This window comes from Chryseobacterium sp. SIMBA_029, from assembly GCF_046535275.1.
Taxonomy (GTDB): Bacteria; Bacteroidota; Bacteroidia; order Flavobacteriales; family Weeksellaceae; genus Chryseobacterium.
On sequence record NZ_JAWRXA010000004.1, the window covers coordinates 382534 to 402088 of the forward strand.

A 19555-nucleotide genomic window follows, 5' to 3' on the forward strand; every position below is an offset into this window, starting at 1 on the left:
GAAAATAATTTAATTGAATTATATTCTGAATTATAAGAAAAGCTACTGATTGATAAATAGAGTATAGTGGAGCGGAAACGCTTATGCTTTATTTTCTGGAATATATTTTTTAATTACCGAATATAATTTATCAAGATCAAAGGGTTTACGGATATAATCGTCAAATCCACCCTCACCATAAAGTCTGTCAATATTGTAATTGCAGCTCAGTGCAATAACGGGCAGATGAGGGTATTGTTCTTTTATTAGAAAGCAGATTTGCTTACTCATACTGCCATCAAGCCTGTAATCCAACACTACTACATGAGGGCGATGGAGATCTATTAACTGAAGAAAATCTTCTTCCACATTTAGGATAGGCAAAACATCGAATCCTTCTATTGTTAAAGCCTCTGTCAGCACATCCAGAACACCAGGATCTGTTTCTTGTATAATTATGGTATGCATGTGTTTTCTTTTGCAGGTAAAGTTAGGATTTTCTCTATAACATGGCGCAGTATAAGCCATGTTAAATCTTTACCTGGAACCAAGAGAAGCAACAGCATAATATCATTTTTTTTTATTTCATGCCAATGACGCTATTTATATAAAATCATAGTGCCTGAAATCCTTGGGTTCTTAGCATTATAAAGCATGTAAAAACGTGTAAGAATTTCTTCATCGATTTTTTCAGGAGTCTGCTGATGATGGATCTTTAACCTTTAACTTAATCGAATCTATATCACGATCATGCTGAAACAGCGGTAACATGTAGTAATTATACGATTGACTAAATGTGGTATGTAAAGTCTTTTTATAATTTGTTGATGGTCTATTAATTGCTGTAAAAAAGAAACAAAATTTTTACTACAAAATCTTTCTAAATAACCTTACAAATAACATATTATGATAATTGACGAAAATTTATTAAAAGAAAATGGCGCCAGTTATGAATATTTTGCAGCGAAGGATACCATCTTTAAAATAGGTGATCTTCCAAATTATTATATGCAGATCGTAGATGGTATTGTTGAGCTAAACAACTACCATGAAGACGGAAAAGAAGTGACGTTAAATATTCTTATAAGTGGCCAGGCGATAGGTGAGTCCTTACTTTTTAGCGATCATAATTATCTAATGAATGCCATTGCCAGAACGGAATGCAAGATTTTAAAATTGACCAAGTTTAGTTTTATGCAATTGCTTCAAAAAAATAACGATGTAGTATTTAATTTATTCCGCTGTTTATCAGACAGGCTGTGCCGCGACTATGTAATGCTGTTTAACAATTCCTCAAACAATACACTTCACAAGGTTCAGTCCCTGCTTGATTATTATAAAAGGAGTGAACATAGCCATGAGAAATATTCTTATCCCGTTCCACTAACCCGGCAACAGATCGCTAACCTGCTGGGCATGCGTGTTGAAACCGTTATCCGCACAGTAAAAAAACTGGAAGATCGGGATGTCATTAAAATACGGTCCGGTAAAATTTACTATTAAGCTAGCAATTTAGAGAACTCAATCTGTTATTAAATTGAAGGTTTTTCTTTTGGAAAAGTAGGTTTAACAACAAAAGTGAAAACCTTTTTTTATAAGTCTTGTATTTACTAAACGGAGGGTTAGGATCCTACTAATATGGAAAATATTAAAACCAAATTAATCACATAAATATTAAATTATGGCAGACGACAAATCAAAAAAAGGAAAGCAGGACCGCAATAAAGTCAGTGGTTCAGAAAATTACGAAATTAAATATTTCAAAGACAAGATGAATGTGACCTCGCAGGCAGTTACCGGAGCTATCCGGGCAACCGGTTCCAACGACAGGAAAACCCTGGAAACCTACTTAAAGGGTAAACAGGAGAAAAAAAAATAAGGTGGCGGCCGCAGGAAGTATTCATATAACTTCCTGCGCTCCAGCTTATCCTCGTTGCAATTAATTCAACTAAAATTACTACCATGGGCTTATCTAAATACCGTTCAAAACGATCTGAAGAGATTACACCGGAACCGTTCGGAGGCAGTCCTTCTGGAAAAGAACTCAGATTTGTGGTTCAAAAACACAATGCTTCCCATCTTCATTACGACTTCCGGCTGGAGATGGATGGCGTTTTAAAAAGCTGGGCTGTTCCGAAAGGCCCTTCCCTGGATCCTGATGTCAAGCGGCTTGCTATGATGGTGGAAGATCACCCTTATGATTACCGCGACTTCGAAGGTATTATTCCCAAAGGGCAGTACGGTGGCGGTACGGTGATTGTATGGGATGAGGGTACTTATGAGGCGGCTGAACCAGTAGAAGGGGATCTGAAAAAACAGGAGAAAAATCTCTTACATCAATTATATTCAGGCAAGTTAAAATTTAAACTAAACGGGAAAAAGTTAAAAGGAGAATTTGCGCTGGTGAAAGCATATGGCAGGCAGGAGAACGCATGGTTGCTGATGAAGCTTGATGACAAATATGCAAGCACAAAAGATATTACCACAAAGGATAAGTCGGTAATATCCAGTAAAACAATTGCACAAATGGAAAAGTCACCAGACCATGTCTACGGCCGTAACATGATCAAAAAAGACAGTACCGTAAAAGACAGCAAAAGCAATATTGCCAAGGCAAAAAAGGTAATTGATGAACAGCTTAAAGCGGAGTCATCTAAAAAGGAGACTAAAGTTAATCTTACGACGATGCTCAAGAGTGCTCCGAAGCAGGCTTTTTACGAAACTGTTGAACCGATGCTGGCAACCCTGGTAGATGAGCCTTTTGATAGTGATGAATGGCTTTATGAAATAAAATGGGATGGCTACCGTGCCGTGTCGTTTCTGCACAAGGGGAAAGTAAATATAAAATCAAGGAATGATAAAAGTTTTGATGAAAAATTCTATCCGATTTATGATGCGTTGAAAAGCATGAAACTTGATGCAATATTAGATGGCGAAATCGTTGTGGTTGGGCAAAACGGACAAGCCAATTTTGGTGCGCTTCAGAATTGGAGGAGCGAGGCGGATGGGGATTTGCTCTATTATGTATTTGACCTGCTGTGGTACAAGGGGCATGATTTGAAAGATTTACCTTTAAGGGAGCGCAAATCAATACTTCAGGAGATTTTACCCAAAAACAATCTGGTATTGCTTTCGCAGGATTTTGAGACTTCCGGAATTGATTTCCTGGAAGCAGCGAAGAAAATGGGTCTGGAAGGTATCATGGCCAAACGTAAAGAAAGTTTGTACCATGTACATGACCGTACCCGGGACTGGTTAAAAATTAAAGCAAACAAACGACAGGAGGTTGTCATTGGTGGGTTTACTTTAAATGAGGATTCTGGTAAACTTTTCAGCAGCTTACTGGTTGGGGTTTATGAGGGAAAAAGGTTAGTTTATACAGGCAAAGTAGGTACGGGGTTTAATGAGAAAATGCAGCATGAGATGATGGAGCAGTTTAGGCCTCTGATTACGGATAAGCCTTCTTTTAGTGAAAAACTAGACGTGAATAAACCCTCAAGATTTCGTCCAAATCCTCCCCATGCTAGCGTAACGTGGCTTAAGCCCCAGCTTATTGGTGAGGTTAGTTTTACCGAACTCACTTCCGATGGCGTGATGCGGCACCCATCTTTTAAGGGGATGAGGAATGATAAGAATGCAAAAAATGTAATCATGGAAAAAGAGCAGCATATTTCCGAAGTGGTCACAGCCAACGGCAAACCACTTGTAGCGGCAAGAACCAAGGCATCCCGCAAGAGCTTACTTAATCCCACGGATAAAACTCAAGTTCGAAAAATCAATAAACAAGAACTCAAGTTCACCAATTTAGATAAAATTTTCTGGCCGAAGGATGGAATCACGAAACGCGATCTGATTAATTATTATTATCAGGTGGCACCTTTCATCTTGCCATATCTAAAAGATCGTCCGCAGAGCATGAACCGCTTTCCCGATGGAATCGAGGGCGAAGGCTTTTATTATAAAGATGTAAGTGGTAAAGCACCCGGGTGGGTGGAAACTTATTTATATACCAGCGATTCGGACGATCGGGAAAGAAAATATCTTGTAGGAAAAGATGAGGCAACACTGTTGTACATGGCAAATCTCGGCTGTATAGAAATGAACCCATGGAATAGCACGGTTAAAAAGCCGGATCATCCCACTTTTTGTATTATTGATTTGGATCCTGACAAGAATTCATTTGACCAGGTGATCGAAGCGGCACAGGTAACCAAACAGATTTTAGATGATATGGGCGTCCCTAGCTATTGTAAAACCAGCGGTTCCACCGGACTTCATATCTATATCCCTTTTGGGAATAAATACTCGTATGAGCAAAGTAAGGAGTTTGCCAGAATTGTCGTGACACTAATTAACCGTGAATTACCAAAGTACACTACGCTTGAGCGGCAAATTTCCAATAGAAAGGGAAAAATGTACCTTGACTTTCTTCAAAACAGGCCCCATGCCACTATCGCGTGCGCCTATTCCGTACGACCAAAGCCGGGTGCAACGGTATCAATGCCGCTAGAATGGGATGAAGTCAAAAAAGGCCTTAAAATGTCAGATTTCAATATAGATAATGCCCTGGAGAGACTACAAAGTAATGGCGATATATTTAAAGCAGTCCTTGGCAAAGGTATTGATCTTGAAAAAGTAGTCGCAAAAGCTGTGCAAAGATAATAGTGATATCAGATCGTCATGGTCAGTGCTGCCAGCTGTATATTTGTTATCATTCTAAATGAGGCAAGGATTGGAACTATCCTGAGCATGAACAAAGTCACAGTAGAAAATATTTAAACATTTTATTATGGCAGAACTTCCAGACCTAACTGTGTTTGCCAAGATCCTCGAACGAAGGTACAAAGGCAAAACACTGGAAACGCTTGATGTAAGCGTTGCAAAAAAAATTAATGTACCTGCAAAGGCGCTGAAGGCAGCGGTTGAAGGAAAGGTGCTGTTGCATGTAAAAAGGGAAGGAAAGACCTTGCAGCTGCATTTTTCCGGTAATGAGGTTTTAGGCTTGCATTTGATGCTTCGCGGAGAACTGATTGAAATAGATCAGGATGAGCCGCCTCGTTTCCAGATTATGGGCTTTCATTTTGAAGGGGGAGAGGGATTTGCGCTTATTGACATGCAAAAACAAGCTACGCCTACTCTGAACCCGGAGCCTGTATCGGTTCCAGACGCACTGGAAATAAGTGAAAAAGATTTTCTATTGTTACTATCCAAAAAAAGAAGCTTGATTAAAACTGTGCTGATGGATCAAAAATTAATCAGGGGTATCGGTAATTCTTATTCTGATGAAATCCTTTATCATTCCGGTATTTCGCCATTTTCCGTAGCGAAAGCAATCCCGGAAAAATCAGGTAAGAAACTTTTCAACAGCATGAGTGGTGTGCTCAATACTGCAATAGAAAAGATCGGGAAAGAAAATGGCAGTGAACTCAAGGGAGAACTCATAGACTTTATGAAGATCCATGGCGCCAAGATCAAAAAAGGTCCCAAGGGAGAAGAAATTTTGTCGGAAAAAATAGCTGGAAGAAAAACATATTATACGAAAGCTCAGGAGTTGTTCTTATAGGCTTGAGCGATTAGAATTATTGCATAAATCAATTTGATTTATCCCATTTTACTAATTTTAAAGCATAGGGAAATTAACTGTAAGGCAGTTGATTACTCTATAGCGAACATTTCAACAAGAATGAGGGTATTATCACTTCTTTTTGTTAAGATCGTGCACTTTCCATAATTGATAATTTAATTGATACATCAATCGAAAAGCTTTGCAAGCGCGTTCCAACAGAGATGACCAATTGTTATCCATTTTCCATTTCAGAACCAAAGATCCAAATTCCCATTGAGTATTTCCATCATGCATGCGGTCAGTTTGATTTAGCATGAATGTGCGTATGATTTGAAAAATGGCGCTCGTCTTGTTTTCAAAATACGGCCTTTGTTGACTATTTAAGCCTCCGCCACCTGAATATTCAAAATTACCTAAACCCTTTAACTCCAGCAAGATTGCCCAAAAATCATCAGACATGAACCGAAGGTTTTCTGAATGATTAACGTATGTTTCCAGATAGAAATCATTCAATTCAACTCCCCAGTTAAAACTGATATCCATCTTTTCAGATTTTAATAAGATATACTGACCAAAAGGAAACATGGAACATTTAGAAGTATCCCAGCTATCCTTAAACTTGGCGTATGAAAAAAAAGTTTCAGCGATACTAAACAATAAGTCATTGGTTTGAAAAAATATGCGTTCCCGATCGGCTTCATCCACGTTAGTCTCTGGCTCATTTTGTAGCAAAAGATGTTCGCCCAGCTGACGTTCCCAGTTTTCGAAATTACACTTACTCTGCGTGATTATTTTATTTATGGCAGTCATGAATTGTGACGGTATTTTTCGTAAAGTTAACAAAATGCCTAGCAATGTTTTCCACGAGCCGTTGGCCGTAAGAAGATGGCAATGATTGGAGTAAAATCGGTCAGAAATCACTCGTCTTATTATTTTACTGGAAATAATTGAAGATGGAGTTATACGCGCTCCGCGTTGGATGATTGAATAATGGGTTTTGTAGTAAATTGAATACTGATTGATATATGATTCGTTTATTTATGGCTTATTGTTTATTTTTTGAGCTTGTAATGTAGTTGCGTCAAACCGGTTTCAAATGTTTTTGCGGTAACGAAATTAAGCACCTGCTCAGGTCTTCCATTTTTAAAAAGCCTTGTTCCGTCACCTAACAAAACTGGAATTACTGAGATTGTAAATTCGTCTATTAAGCAATGCTTCAATAGTTCGTTGATAACTTCTGCGCCACCGTCACAATAGATGTTTTTGCCATTTTCTGATTTTAAACGGTCAATTAATTCAGTTAAACTACCTGTATAGAAAATCGTTCTACCTTCTTGCGGCCTCTCGGTTCTTGTTATGACATAAACATCTCGCTGTCCGTTGTCGTAGTGAGATGCCCCAATTTCGCTAGCCACGTAATCATATGTTTTCCTACCGATAATTATGGTGTCAATTTGGGAGGTAAATTCCGCATAGCCATAATCTTCTCCTTCTTTTTCTACAAGTTTCAAGAAACTTAGATCATCGTTTGATTTTGCAATGTAACCGTCTAAACTCATTGCAATAAAAAGTGATATTTTTCGCATTTATTTTGAATTTTAATGTTTGAGCAAATTTACTTTTAGGTTGCGAACTACACTTTGGAAAAATGCGACAAAATTAAAATGATGATGGTGAAAGCCCCGTATTGCGTTTGAACTCATTGCTAAGATGTGAATGATCGTAGTAGCCACATTCAAATGCAATATCTAATAAACTGCGATTTAGCTTCGAATTTTTGATTAAGTTCATAGCATTCCGAAAGCGAATAATATTCGAATATTCTTTTGGCGATAAGCCGATTAGTTTTTTAAAATTCCGCTCCAGTTGTCTTACGGTTGTAAAATTCTTTTTTGCCAGATCATAAATGCTGACTGTTCCCTTTGTTGAATGTATATCATTGAGTTCGGATTGTAGCAGATAATTTTTGCTTTTGATCCGCTCTGAATAGAAATGGTTAAAATAGGGGAATGGATTTTCAAGTGTTTTATCGACATTAAAAGAATTGGCTTTCTCTAATGCGATAGTGTTATTTGTCAATTCATTTTGTGAAGCATGGGTATAGAAATTAGCAAAAGTTGCAGGTTTTAGGCACACACCTAATAAATGTGTATCGGTTTCAATTAAGCTATCTTTAAAAGAATTCATTGCGCCGACAATATAAGTTTTTCCAAATTCCATTGAAAGCGAGCCGTTATCCGTAAGACATTTATTTCCCAAATTCACCACAATACCAGCACAGCCATCAGGAAATACTCGTTCCCATTGTTTTTCAATCTCGTTGAGCTTCAGTTCCCAATAGAAATGAATAAAAGGCTCTAATTCTTTACAAGGTTTTACTTTTTTGTACTCCATTGGCTTCTTCGAGTAGTTCAATAAATATTGATCAAATTTACAAAATTGCAGCCGATCTTACATTCGCAATATCTTGTTATTGGTGAAAGAGGAAATAATTAATAAAAGAACTATGTGGGCAATATTACCAATGATCTTCGAATATCACTTGTCCTAAGGTTTTTTGATTTTGAACGCAATATCTTTCAAGTCTTTCATGCTGATCTCTTTGAGAATAGCCTTTATCAGATTGTTCATCTGTAGAAACTGAGCAAATATTCAGATCAACAGATACAGTAGTTATCAGATAAATATTAAATTATATTCAGGGAGTAAGATAAATGGAGTTCAATGAAAAAAGAGAAAGAAATCTGAGACAAGACAAAACTCTTAAGATTAATTGAATGATATTTTCGTAAAGAGTTTGGTCTCTTAAAAATCAATCCTTTGTTTATAAACCGTCTTGCAGCGGTATCTTCCGATTTCTTCAATCGGAAATTTAGCGTAAAGGCGGACTGCAGTAAGCGAGATGCAGTAGAATTCCTTTCCTGAATTTTAATTTTCAGTTTGGTGAAGAGAATGAAATAATGATAGCTTCCAATATCACATATTGTCAGGACAAGTTTTAAAACGTAAATTGTAAACACTATTGCTCAGTTCTTGGCGACTTATTGAGGACCACCCTTGCCTGGCTTAAAAACAATCTAAAGGATGATGTAGGGAACACTTTTGAGATCAGGTTTAAATCAGGCATCAACATAAAGCTTCACATCTGACGGGTATTTCTAGTAGAATTTAGACCTGTTGACAAAGAAAACACTAGAAGCAAGGATTCCAGAGAAACTACCAGTTGATTGCTGATCCATTGTTTTTTGCGAGATGGAGTCAATTCTTTGTGGTTTTTCCTGCTTATCCATGTTGCAATTTAATTAAATTAAAATTTCTACTACGGGTTGCATCACCTCTAACCATATTAACAGGGTTACATAGATTGGACGTCCAATCTTTTTACCAATTATTTATATTTTGAGATTTCTCCATGATTTGTTTTAAAAGTGTATTAAAATGATTGTTTAATCCATTATAGGCATCTTCGAATCTTACTTTTCCATCATCTTCAAAAAGATATAATTTAGATTTTCCCACTTTTACCAGTTTTAGCGTAACCCATTCATCCCCAGTCCAGCCACTTGCCCCCCTGTAAGTACTTTCAACATGTCGTCTAGCCTCAAAATCAGGACTGTTGATGCGAATCTTACCATCTTTAAAAAGAAAGGTTAGTTTATAGGATAAATCATATTTACGAATTGATTTTCCGAGCCCATTAGAAAGCTTTATAGGCAGGACTTCCTTTTCATACGCCGTTATACTAATACTTTCACCTTCAACGACACTAAGTCCTTTCTGTGGATTGCTGTACATAGAGTTAATGGCATTCAATACATTCTTGTATAAATCTTTTTGTTTCGCGTTCGGTACGTTGACTACCGCAAAATCACTATTGTCATTTGAGACAAAACCCTTGGGCGTAAGTTTAAAATATTGAGCGAAGCTCAATTGTGCGAGAAGTAAAAGGACAGCGATACTTAGCGTTTTTTTCATAGTTTTTTGTTGTTAAATATGATTCTGGATCGTACAAATCACTACGGATATCCTTAAGATGTTAATTATCTATTTTTAAGTTTTCCGTTGTTAGTGTAACAAAAATAAAAAAAAATAGTTTAGGCACCTGCAGCAAACGATAAGACTTATGAATGAGACACAGAGCTTCGTGATAAAGCAATCTCATTGAAAACGATATATCTTCTTAGAAATAACAGGTCAATTCAATTGGAGAGTATCTTGGGTATAAGCTGATTTTAAGAGTGCTCATTTAAGTAAACACAAATTAAATACTTCCTTTACGAGGTAGCGATGAAAATTAATTGAGAATGCTTGCAAAAATGCATCGTTTCTGATTTTTAAAACATTCTGGTATGATAAGAAAAGAGACTACAATTGGCATTATTCTAATTGAAGCAATTTAAGGTAACTGTTTGCATATCGCGCATTTAAAGAACGTCGCGAGCTCTTCAATCTCCAAGATTCAATTTTATGTATTATAAGAGCAAAATAATTTGTCTGGATTCCTTTCTGAAAATTGTTTTATATTCGTAATTGTCTTGTTATTTATCACTTATATGTAAAGAATTTGGATTGGAAAAAATAAAAAATAAAGCTATGTGGCAATATTATATAATCCTAGGGTTGGGGTTGCTCTTCCTTGTATTGGCAATCTACAGCTTTCGACATACGATGGCATTTTTAAAGAATGGATATAAAGCTACTGCAACGGTAATCGATTTTCACAAGTATGAATCGGACGGTGAAGTGTTCGCGCCAATTTTCACTTTTCGGACCAAAGATAACCGACTGATCACCTACGAATTGGCTGAGGGCAACGACCCTCCAGCCTGGAAGATAGGCGAAACAACTACTGTCATCTATGAGCCTTCCGATCCATCAAGGGTATCCTTGTACAGTTATTTCCGAGTGTTTATCTGGACCTTAGTGTTGCTATCGATAGCGCTTCCATTAATAGTAATTGGGGGAGGTTACTTTATCGCTGCAAGATTTCTCCCTGGAAATTGCTAAAAAGCATGTTAAAATCTTTATAGTGTGCATCGTTAAATCAATCCATAATTTTTTAATTTCATTTAGCTTTATCCTCCTTGTAGACATAACTTTTCATCCACTCAATACTTTTGCCATTTTTTATTAAAGTATTGTAGCCAAACTTTTTAATAGTATGATTTGTCATTACACTATCCACATCTGGTGTAGCAGATTTTTCCATTCTTGAAAAATAAAACTCGATCCACCCACTGCAATTCGCATCATATTTATCTGCTATTTTATCGTACACAAACTTTATTTTCATAGTTTGAGCAACTTGTGTGGAATCAGCTTTCAATTCGGGAAATTTTTCTATAAACCAGGAATTGATAATAGATTCAGCTTTCAATAAATCCAAATTAGATGTTCTCTGAAAGATTGCATGGAACTCTCTCTTGTCCGTTTTATAGAAGGGATTCATTTCTTTTTTTAATTTTAGGTCTATTGTTTGATAACCGAAATACATGAAATTTTCATCCTCGTTTGAAATCTGATAATACCCCGTTTCAGTTTTAGAAGGGGTATATCGCGGATTGTTTATTAATAATTCAACTGCTTTAATTGGTGAACAGTATTTGGGCCTGTTTCCTATGGTGCAGCTTAATGAGAATAGTAGTAAGCAAAAGTATGAATGTAAGATTAATTTTTTCATAACATTTTTCCGAAGGTTACGGTTGTTAAATAAGCAGGATTGTGCACATTCATAGAATATATATGGTTTGATTATTTTAACCTTATACGGCAACATATACTAATACTCTAAGGCGGAGGCAATGGTATAATAGTATTTTGGTTTGATTTTTATTATCGCGCCTGGTGTATCATCTTCGTCCTCCTTAATTTGAATTTCTTTTACAGCCTCGGTCGTATAGAATATAGAATGTTTAAAGATTGTGAAACTAGCCTGCTTATCCTTATGATTTCCTCGCATGTAATAATCCCCCCTGCTTCCTTCAAAGGTAATGGTCGTGTCTTTGCCCTCAATTTCAAGGGTGAATCCTGGAAAACGCAGCTTTCTATCTTTTAGTATTTTATATAAGCTGTCTTGTACGTTCGTAGCAGTGGGCAGCCTCTCTTTAGCTAATTTAGTATTTCTTTCTTCTTCTGCCCGTAACTTTTTGCTATTGTCACTAATCAATTTTACTGCTTCCTCATAACCGGAAATATTGTCAATTTCACTTTTTATCGGCACTAAATCTCCTTCATATCCATTTGGATTTTTTGAAGGCGATAGAATAAAAAATACAACCGGGATCAAGGCGCCAATAATTCCAAAGAGCCAGGGACGCTTAAATTTTAACTTTCTAAAAAGCCAGAATGATAGGGCACATAGAAAAATAGCACATGTTAGTACAAGCATTTAAATTTTATCAAATTGTTTTTCAAAGGCAGAGCAGGTAGATTCTACTTTATAATTCTAAAAGTAGATATAAAAATTAAATCTCAGTAATATGATTTAATTTTTACGTATTAATTACAGATATTCGTAGTGGTTGTAGAAGTATATGTAATTATTGCAATAAGAGATAGGTGAACTACTATCTGAAAGGTATAGCTAAGCCTATAAACTAGTAAATTCAGAAATGACCTTGAGCGGTTGAAGTTAAGAAAGAAATGATGTTCTGAGTTACATAATAATTAAGAGGAGTACGCGTCATTGCAATCTGATGATCCAGGCTGAAAAGAGATAAGGAATATATTAATTACCATATAAGTGAAGTAATGAACAATGACCGATTAAGAACAATTTCTTTTAGTAATGAAGGCTTTACCTTAGACATTCCGATTTTGGATGAAACCCACTTTATTTCCTGGAGGTCAATAGATAGCATTATTTTCGGCCCCGAAATCATTTATCGTGATCATTCTGAATTTATTATTTATTTAAATCAACCGCCTGTTGTTACATTGAAGCAGGATCCATGGTGGCTAAATAAAATGACATTTTGGATGAAAAATAAAAGTAGGACAAAAATAAGGATCTCTGATGAGTGGAACAGAGATTTTTCAAAGATGATAAGCAATGCAAAATTGCACCTTAAAAATGTACATGAGGTGGATATGTATAGTGACAAAAGAAAGGGAACCCTGATCAAAAGAACTGAAAATAATCAAAACGGCAATACCGTAATAACAGAACAATGGAAACCAGAAAGAACTACAGATTTCAAGTGGGAAATGGTGTACGACAGGTACAATAGGACCGTTGCAGATATTTATTATAGAGATAAAGGAATTTAAATAAAGTATGATAAAAAATCCAATCTATACCGCCGAACTGATGGCTAGCGGATGTTCAGTGGAAGTATCCGTAAATGGCATAGCTACATTTATCAGCTCTGAGGAAGGTACCGTATCTGTTGATTGGGATTTGAATTTATTAATTCTAAAAAAGGGGGTGCAAAATCTCACCCTAATGGTGAAGCCACTTAAAGGAGAAACCCTAATCAGGAAAAAAGCAATTGTAAGAATACAAATTGTCATAAGAGAGGGCGTCGAAGAATATGTTCCACAGGAAGTCATTACAGATAAAGTTGAAATCAGCTTCCTCGAAAAAAAAGACTTATCTGTTTTTATTCATACAAATACCTTTTCTGCCGAAGGTTCACCAGCAATTAAAGGGCTAAGAATAATGAAGAAATAGTAGGCGCGTCGACCATAGAAGTTGCCGTTTAGAAACGATATGAATTTTAAAGAATGCGAAAGAAAGAAATATGAGAAAATTTTATAGCATTTGTTTGATTTTGGTTCTGGCAGTTAAAGCAATGGGTCAGGAGGATTACAATAAAACCATTTTTAATATAAAAGGTGATCTGAACAAGGATGGATTGGCTGATTTGGTTATTGTAAAAGCGAATACGAATGATAAGCATCATCCCTATTCGTTGGAAATCCTGTTTGCCAAAAATGGGGGAGGGTACGAATCGGTATTTAGTTCTCTAAAAACCGTTATGCCGAAATTTTCTGATGGTGATGAAAGAACTGAGCTGATCCTGGAAAAGCTTCAAATTGTAAAGGGGGTACTTATCTTTACCAACCAGCGCATCCGCGGAAACATGACCCATAAATTTAGGTATCAGAACGGAAATTTTGAATTAATCGGTTATATAAATCGGAATGCGGGCAATGAGTATATTGATAATACCGAAATTAACTTATCAACAGGTCTTAAGACTGTCTGGCACGAACCTTATGGGGAAATTAAAAATACACCGAAAAAGGTCAGTCTTGAAAAATATAAACCGTTACCTCGGTTGCAAGACTTTATACCGTTGGGATCGTCCCATTTAGGTCGTAATGGTGTTCAGAAAGAACTATGAAGCATTTATCGCTGATGAATTTGCAGAAAGATTATATTGAAAATTGATAGAAAAGAGCGAAGGACATACAGGCGCTGGCGTTATGGGGCTGAAGATTTGGACTCAGCTATACCAAAAACGAATTAGCTTTGCATTTGAAGTTGATGAAGGTACTTTATTGACATTTCCTGCAGTAACATCTTTCATTTCCTTTTAGTGAGGGTGAGTTTTTTATACTAAATAATGATCATTACAAGTAGGATAAAAAGGTAACCTATCTGTTTGACTTCATTATTTGCACTTGTTTCCTTAAGAGCAATATTCAGAGAAGAAATCCTGCTGTGATACGGAAATCCGTAAAATGTAGCTTTTATTTTTAGCTAACTTTAATTAGTCTTATAGAAAACGACTAATTAAAATTTTTTACACTATTATGGAAGCAATCAAACCTGGACCAAAGCCTAAAACAGAAAAAGGAAGCGACGATAAAAGAAGAAGGGTTCTCCCCGATACTAAACCAAAACATCCTGATCTGAAACCTCACATTCATAAACCAAAGGACTAACTTACAAACGTGGGCTCTTTAGCCCCTGCTTCCAAAAATGGGAAGTCCGCCACGATTTAGATACTTGGAATAATGGGGTAGTAGGCGTTTTTTTGATCTTTCAACTCATGGCGGAGTACTATGGTCAGAAAATTGGCTTATAGTATATATATCATCTATTTCCTGAATTTCTTATGACTTCCCTAGAGATGTAATTTATTTTTTTTATTAAGAACTGCGTTAATAGGTTGCGTAGACTGAAGATAACTTTGCTTTTTAAAATTATCTAATTAAACAAACAAGAGCGTACATGAATTATAGAATTAACAAAGAAAGAATTAATAGATTGGTTGGCAAACTAAACGAATCCTATAAGCCTACAGATGAGAAACCACTGGTTAAGATTGCTGAATTAACATTGATTTTACCCGCGCTGGGACTTTTTTACTTATGGCAATTTTTCAGCCAGTACGGAATTCATTATTTCATCTATTTTGACCTAAAGGATGCAATTGCAGTTCTGTATGAAAACCTGATGCCGATAATATATATTAGTGTTATATTTTCTCTAACCATTACCATTCTTATACCTGACATGCTAAGCAAGAAATCTAGTGAGAATGTTAGAGAGGAGAGTTCTGCTGAAGCTATTGCAGGGCAGAGAAAAGGGCTTTCGAAACTTGCCGTTATACTAATTATTATTATTGTCCTTATTGGATTTTACGTTTTGCTGCAGACCTACGAGTTTCAGAAACTACTTACTTTTATATTTTTGACTTTTGCTGCATTATCTTGTTATTTATATCTGTTCGTACATAAGAACCTTGGATTTGGTGTGGCTATTTTACTGGGTTTCATGTACATGATCACTGCAGCAAAAAAGGATGCTAAACATAATACCATTTTAAAACCTAGATTTAACATTGTTCTTAAAAATCACACAGATACTCCAATACTTACCGAAGACGATAAATGTCGATATTTCATCTATAAAACTTCAAATTATTATTTTATTAAAGATGATTGTAAGAAATTAATTTATGCTTACTCAGTCTCCACTGGCGAAATGACGAGTTTTAGGACAGAATAAGATTATATATTACACTCTCTATTTCTAATGTGCTCTTTTGACATAAAGAATTTTTTTTTAAAATACTCTTATTAATTTTTATTAGAAATGGCAGAATTAATTGAGATCGTTGAGACTTTATGGCAGTATCAAATTCATGGATAACTTTTTGACAACAAGAATGTAACCATAAAACTAAACATTTAAATAATGAAGAAAATATGCTTCGTAATTATGGGGTATGGAAAAAAAACTGACCCCACATTAGGTAAAACATTCGATCTAGACAAAACCTATCATAACATTATTAAACCCGCAGTTTCAGCTGCAGGTTATGAATGTGTTCGCGGTGATGAAGTCCAAGAATCTGGGTTGATTGACCGAAGTATGTATGGCTTATTAATTCATTCAGATCTAGTAATTGCTGATATTACAACTTTCAATCCTAATGCAATTTATGAATTAGGTATTAGGCACGCAGCAAAACCTTTTTCTACGATCATCATGAAAGAAAAAGATGGAAATATACCTTTTGATATAAATCATAACAAAACATTCACTTATTCACACATGGGTGAGGATATTTCAGCGACAGAAGCTACTCGTTGCCAAAGTGAGTTAACTAAATTAATATTGATTGTCGAAAAATCCTGTGAAGTTGATAGCCCCTTGTTTCAGCACATTCAAACAGTTCAGCCATATATCCTTCCACAGGAAGAATACATGCATTTAATTAAGGAACTTGCAGAAAAAGAAAAAATTATTTTTGCCCAAGTCGAACAGGCAAAGCACGAAATGTCAGAAGGAAATTTTGAAGAAGCTATAAAGCATTGGAAAAGAGCAAGTGAAAAAGTCGAGAATGACTCATATTTCATTCAACAATTGGCTTTATGTACCTATAAAAATAAAAATGTATCAGAGAAAATAGCATTAACCGATGCGCTGTCAATTATCAAAACTTTAGAACCAGACGGACGATCAACAAATGATCCCGAAACCTTAGGGATAACCGGAGCGATTTATAAAAGATTGTGGTTGTTGGACAATAGTGAACTTGAATTTTTAGAAAGAGCAATTAGATATTATGAAAGAGGGTTCACTATTAATTCGGACTACTATACAGGAGAAAATTATGCACTATGTTTAGAATTAAAGATTCAATTTACGACTGATACCGATGAAAAAATATATTGTAAAGTTCAAGCACGAAAAACTCGTGAAAAAATAATAGAAATTATTAATCAATTAAAAGAAGACGACGATTTTTTATTAAGAAGCGATCTAAAGTGGATATATGCGACATTAGCTAACTGCTATTTGGCATTAGGAATTCAGGATAAATTTGAAGAACATGAAGCACTATTCTTGGAAAATACAACCATCACATGGGAGATAGAAACTTATCAAACTTCGAAAGAAAAAATTTTAGCTTTAAAAAACAATTAAATGGCAAACAACTACAAGATATTCATCAGTCATTCATGGACTTATTCTGAAGACTTAAAAGCATTGCAAAATCTCCTCAATGCAAGGGGTTATTTCAACGTGGAATTTACAGAGGCAACCAAGGAAGTTCCGATTAATTCGGTTAGTGCTCCTTATATTAAATCAGTCTTGAGAACCAAAATAGTTTCATCTAATATCGTTCTTGCGATTGCAGGTATTTATGCAAGTCATAGTGATTGGATGATATGGGAAATGGAAACTGCAAAAAACAATAATGTACCAATCATAGGTATTATTCCGAGAGGCCAGCAAAGAATATCATCCGAAGTGTATTCCCGTTCCATTATTGACGTAAATTGGAACACCGAGAGTATAGTTAATGCAATTAGAAACTACGCTAAATAATCTAAGATGGCCCATAAATGCTTTATTTCGTTTAAAACAGAGGATATGGATTATAAAACTTTTATCCATGATCATCTGGAAGTTGATATGATAGACAAATCTTTACATGAACCAATTGAATCTGAAAATGAGGATTATATCATGAGGAAAATTCGTGAAAATTACTTAGCGGATTCGACTGTAACAATTTTTTTGATCGGTGAAAAGTCAGCTGAAAATCTTCCATTTGAGAATCAAAATTATCTTAAAAGAGAACTACAAGCTTCATTATTTCATGGTATTGGTAATACAAAAAATGGTATTCTAGGTATTGTTTTGCCAAGCATGTATGAGAGAATATTTGCAGGTAGCGGGATATGCGCTACGTGCGGTAATACTCATTCTTACATAAGTATTAACCATAATACTGTAATTTCAGAATTTGCTTATAATTATTATATCCCCAATAACAAATGTGCATGGAATGAGGATGATAGATACTGCGTACTTGTTAAGTGGGTTGATTTCTGTGAAAACCCTAATACTTTTATTGATAAAGCTTTCGATAAGAGAAATGAGCCTATTTCATCAAAAACTAAAGTTAGACCATAATGAATGATAATAATTATCCTAACTATTTTATAGCAGGGGATATAGCCTCTAAAAAAGCACAGACATGGTATATCCGTTTAGTGGCTATCGATTTACTGTTAATGGTTGTGTCCGCACTGTTATCAATTTATAATTACCAAACAGAAGAATCTAAGACTATAGTTTATTGGATTTCTGGCGGCATGTTATTCATGGCAATGTTAATATCAGTATTCCTGAAACTTAAAAAGTATGAGGATATCTGGTATAGAGGTAGAGCTCTGGCAGAGTCATGTAAAACACTCACCTGGAGATTCATCATGCGTTCGGAATATTTTGAAAGTACTATTACTGATGAAGAAGCGAAACACAGATTTGTCGCAAGGATTAGGGAAATAAACAATCAATTTGTTGATCTGAATAAAATCTTGAGTGCAAAAAAACTTAATTTACCAGTTATTACTAGCGAGATGGAGAAAATACGTAAACTCTCTTTGGATAAAAGGAAAAAGTACTATTTAGATGAAAGAATTCAAAGTCAAATTGATTGGTATTCATCAAAGGCGGATAATAATAAATCGAAGTATGAAAGATGGTTTTTAGGGGTTATCGTTTTCCAATTTTTGGCTGTGGCATCGATAGTTTACCTAATCAAAGTGCCAATGTCAAATTTCAATTTAGTAGGATTATTCTCAACTGTGTCAGCAAGTGGATTTAGCTGGCTGCAAGTGAAAAAATACCAAGAAAACAAAGAAGCTTACACCACGGCAACATCAGAATTAATATTAATCAAAGCTGAAGGAAACAAAAATTTGCCGGAAGATAAGTTTTCTGAATATGTTTTAGATTCAGAGAATGCCATGTCTCGCGAACATACAATGTGGTTAGCTCAAAAAAGATTTTAATTCTATGTTGACAAAGGGTTTTAATAAAGCGAAATTAATTGAGCATCTTAGTTGGATTCTGGAAGATACAGATGAAACAAGGAATAGACCTTGTGTATTCTTGAGCCATAAAAAAGAGGATAAAGATGCCTGCAAAATTATTGCAATGTATTTGAAAAATGCGGGTATTGATTATTATCTTGATGTAGAAGATAACGAGTTACAACGTGCTTCTTTCATTAATGATCCCATAAAAATTACAGAAAGTATAAAAAAAGGAATCCGAGCTAGTACACATATGCTTGTGGTTGTTTCAGAGAAAACATATAAATCACACTGGGTCCCTTTCGAAATTGGATATGGACATGCATCTATGGTAGATCAAGATGACTTAAGAGAAGATGAAAAAACGGTAAAACTGTCTGTATTAACTTTGAAAGATATTTCTCAGAAAAGCTTACCAGACTATTTACAAGTTGGCTATTTGATAAGGGGAACTAAAAGTTTGAATACATATCTCTCAAAAATAACCAATATCTTAGAGAAATCACTCGTTAATGAAAGGCGAATATTTTCTAACAATAATATGAAGCATCCATTAGATGAGGTATTGAATTGGCAGTTATAACAATAATTTGATCAAGTACGCATTTGTTAATTTATATCCTAATTATACTATCTAAGTAAGATCTGAATCTTTATTTTTTGTACAATACCTTCGGCAAATAAATTGCGGGTGGAGTCGCTTTAAATTTTCAAAACAAA

22 protein-coding genes are annotated in these 19555 nt (G+C 35.3%); 15 read left to right on the forward strand and 7 right to left on the reverse strand.

Going from position 1 to position 19555, the window contains the following annotated elements; translation table 11 throughout:
- Positions 1-81: 81 nt before the first annotated feature.
- Positions 82-447 carry a response regulator gene (locus tag SB679_RS09555; protein ID WP_410702019.1) on the reverse strand — a complete coding sequence of 122 codons (366 nt, stop codon included), beginning with the start codon at positions 445-447 and terminating at the stop codon, positions 82-84.
- Between the two features lie 438 nt (positions 448-885).
- On the opposite strand from SB679_RS09555, the gene SB679_RS09560 reads away from it, so the two are divergent.
- From SB679_RS09560 to SB679_RS09575, 4 genes are all read left to right on the forward strand, one after another.
- Entirely contained in the window at positions 886-1482 is a 597-nt protein-coding gene (locus SB679_RS09560; protein ID WP_410702020.1) for a Crp/Fnr family transcriptional regulator, read from the forward strand.
- 178 nt (positions 1483-1660) lie between these two features.
- On the forward strand, positions 1661-1858 hold the full coding sequence (locus tag SB679_RS09565; RefSeq protein WP_410702021.1) for a DUF3606 domain-containing protein: 198 nt from the start codon (positions 1661-1663) through the stop codon (positions 1856-1858).
- Positions 1859-1941: 83 nt separating this feature from the next.
- Positions 1942-4641, forward strand: a complete 2700-nt coding sequence (gene ligD / locus SB679_RS09570) for a DNA ligase D (protein ID WP_410702022.1) — start codon at positions 1942-1944, stop codon at positions 4639-4641.
- A gap of 127 nt (positions 4642-4768) precedes the next feature.
- Complete coding sequence (locus tag SB679_RS09575; RefSeq protein WP_410702023.1) at positions 4769-5542, forward strand: DNA-formamidopyrimidine glycosylase family protein; 774 nt, start codon at positions 4769-4771, stop codon at positions 5540-5542.
- A gap of 132 nt (positions 5543-5674) precedes the next feature.
- On the opposite strand, the gene SB679_RS09580 is transcribed toward SB679_RS09575, so the two are convergent.
- The 4 genes from SB679_RS09580 to SB679_RS09595 all read right to left on the reverse strand — a co-directional run bounded on the left by SB679_RS09580 (position 5675) and on the right by SB679_RS09595 (position 9520).
- A complete protein-coding gene (locus SB679_RS09580; RefSeq protein ID WP_410702024.1) occupies positions 5675-6355 on the reverse strand; it encodes a hypothetical protein in 681 nt (226 codons plus the stop codon).
- Positions 6356-6597: 242 nt separating this feature from the next.
- Positions 6598-7131 carry a dihydrofolate reductase family protein gene (locus tag SB679_RS09585; RefSeq protein WP_410702025.1) on the reverse strand — a complete coding sequence of 178 codons (534 nt, stop codon included), beginning with the start codon at positions 7129-7131 and terminating at the stop codon, positions 6598-6600.
- 73 nt (positions 7132-7204) lie between these two features.
- A complete protein-coding gene (locus SB679_RS09590) occupies positions 7205-7939 on the reverse strand; it encodes a DUF6597 domain-containing transcriptional factor (protein ID WP_410702026.1) in 735 nt (244 codons plus the stop codon).
- Between the two features lie 987 nt (positions 7940-8926).
- Complete coding sequence (locus SB679_RS09595; RefSeq protein ID WP_410702027.1) at positions 8927-9520, reverse strand: DUF4468 domain-containing protein; 594 nt, start codon at positions 9518-9520, stop codon at positions 8927-8929.
- Positions 9521-10138: 618 nt separating this feature from the next.
- On the opposite strand from SB679_RS09595, the gene SB679_RS09600 reads away from it, so the two are divergent.
- The gene (locus SB679_RS09600; protein ID WP_410702102.1) at positions 10139-10552 is read left to right on the forward strand and encodes a DUF3592 domain-containing protein; all 414 of its coding nucleotides are present in this window, start codon (positions 10139-10141) and stop codon (positions 10550-10552) included.
- A 58-nt stretch (positions 10553-10610) separates the two neighbouring features.
- On the opposite strand, the gene SB679_RS09605 is transcribed toward SB679_RS09600, so the two are convergent.
- Positions 10611-11225: a hypothetical protein gene (locus SB679_RS09605; protein WP_410702028.1), complete on the reverse strand. Its 615-nt coding sequence runs from the start codon at positions 11223-11225 to the stop codon at positions 10611-10613.
- Positions 11226-11324: 99 nt separating this feature from the next.
- Positions 11325-11933, reverse strand: a complete 609-nt coding sequence (locus SB679_RS09610) for a hypothetical protein (RefSeq protein ID WP_410702029.1) — start codon at positions 11931-11933, stop codon at positions 11325-11327.
- A 590-nt stretch (positions 11934-12523) separates the two neighbouring features.
- On the opposite strand from SB679_RS09610, the gene SB679_RS09615 reads away from it, so the two are divergent.
- The 10 genes from SB679_RS09615 to SB679_RS09660 all read left to right on the forward strand — a co-directional run bounded on the left by SB679_RS09615 (position 12524) and on the right by SB679_RS09660 (position 19418).
- Positions 12524-12814 (forward strand): hypothetical protein, encoded by a 291-nt coding sequence (locus tag SB679_RS09615; RefSeq protein WP_410702030.1) that lies wholly within the window; start codon positions 12524-12526, stop codon positions 12812-12814.
- A 7-nt stretch (positions 12815-12821) separates the two neighbouring features.
- Positions 12822-13217 (forward strand): hypothetical protein, encoded by a 396-nt coding sequence (locus SB679_RS09620; protein ID WP_410702031.1) that lies wholly within the window; start codon positions 12822-12824, stop codon positions 13215-13217.
- A gap of 70 nt (positions 13218-13287) precedes the next feature.
- On the forward strand, positions 13288-13893 hold the full coding sequence (locus SB679_RS09625; RefSeq protein ID WP_410702032.1) for a hypothetical protein: 606 nt from the start codon (positions 13288-13290) through the stop codon (positions 13891-13893).
- Positions 13894-14305: 412 nt separating this feature from the next.
- Complete coding sequence (locus SB679_RS09630; protein ID WP_410702033.1) at positions 14306-14437, forward strand: hypothetical protein; 132 nt, start codon at positions 14306-14308, stop codon at positions 14435-14437.
- Between the two features lie 289 nt (positions 14438-14726).
- Positions 14727-15506 carry a hypothetical protein gene (locus tag SB679_RS09635; protein ID WP_410702034.1) on the forward strand — a complete coding sequence of 260 codons (780 nt, stop codon included), beginning with the start codon at positions 14727-14729 and terminating at the stop codon, positions 15504-15506.
- 189 nt (positions 15507-15695) lie between these two features.
- Positions 15696-16931 (forward strand): tetratricopeptide repeat-containing protein, encoded by a 1236-nt coding sequence (locus SB679_RS09640; RefSeq protein WP_410702035.1) that lies wholly within the window; start codon positions 15696-15698, stop codon positions 16929-16931.
- Positions 16932-17336, forward strand: coding sequence for a TIR domain-containing protein (locus tag SB679_RS09645; protein WP_410702036.1), 405 nt, complete (start codon positions 16932-16934; stop codon positions 17334-17336).
- A gap of 6 nt (positions 17337-17342) precedes the next feature.
- Complete coding sequence (locus tag SB679_RS09650; RefSeq protein ID WP_410702037.1) at positions 17343-17927, forward strand: TIR domain-containing protein; 585 nt, start codon at positions 17343-17345, stop codon at positions 17925-17927.
- A complete protein-coding gene (locus SB679_RS09655; protein ID WP_410702038.1) occupies positions 17927-18811 on the forward strand; it encodes a DUF4231 domain-containing protein in 885 nt (294 codons plus the stop codon). Before SB679_RS09650 ends, SB679_RS09655 begins: the two co-directional genes overlap by 1 nt.
- A 4-nt stretch (positions 18812-18815) precedes the next feature.
- Positions 18816-19418, forward strand: coding sequence for a toll/interleukin-1 receptor domain-containing protein (locus SB679_RS09660; RefSeq protein ID WP_410702039.1), 603 nt, complete (start codon positions 18816-18818; stop codon positions 19416-19418).
- Positions 19419-19555 lie beyond the last annotated feature (137 nt).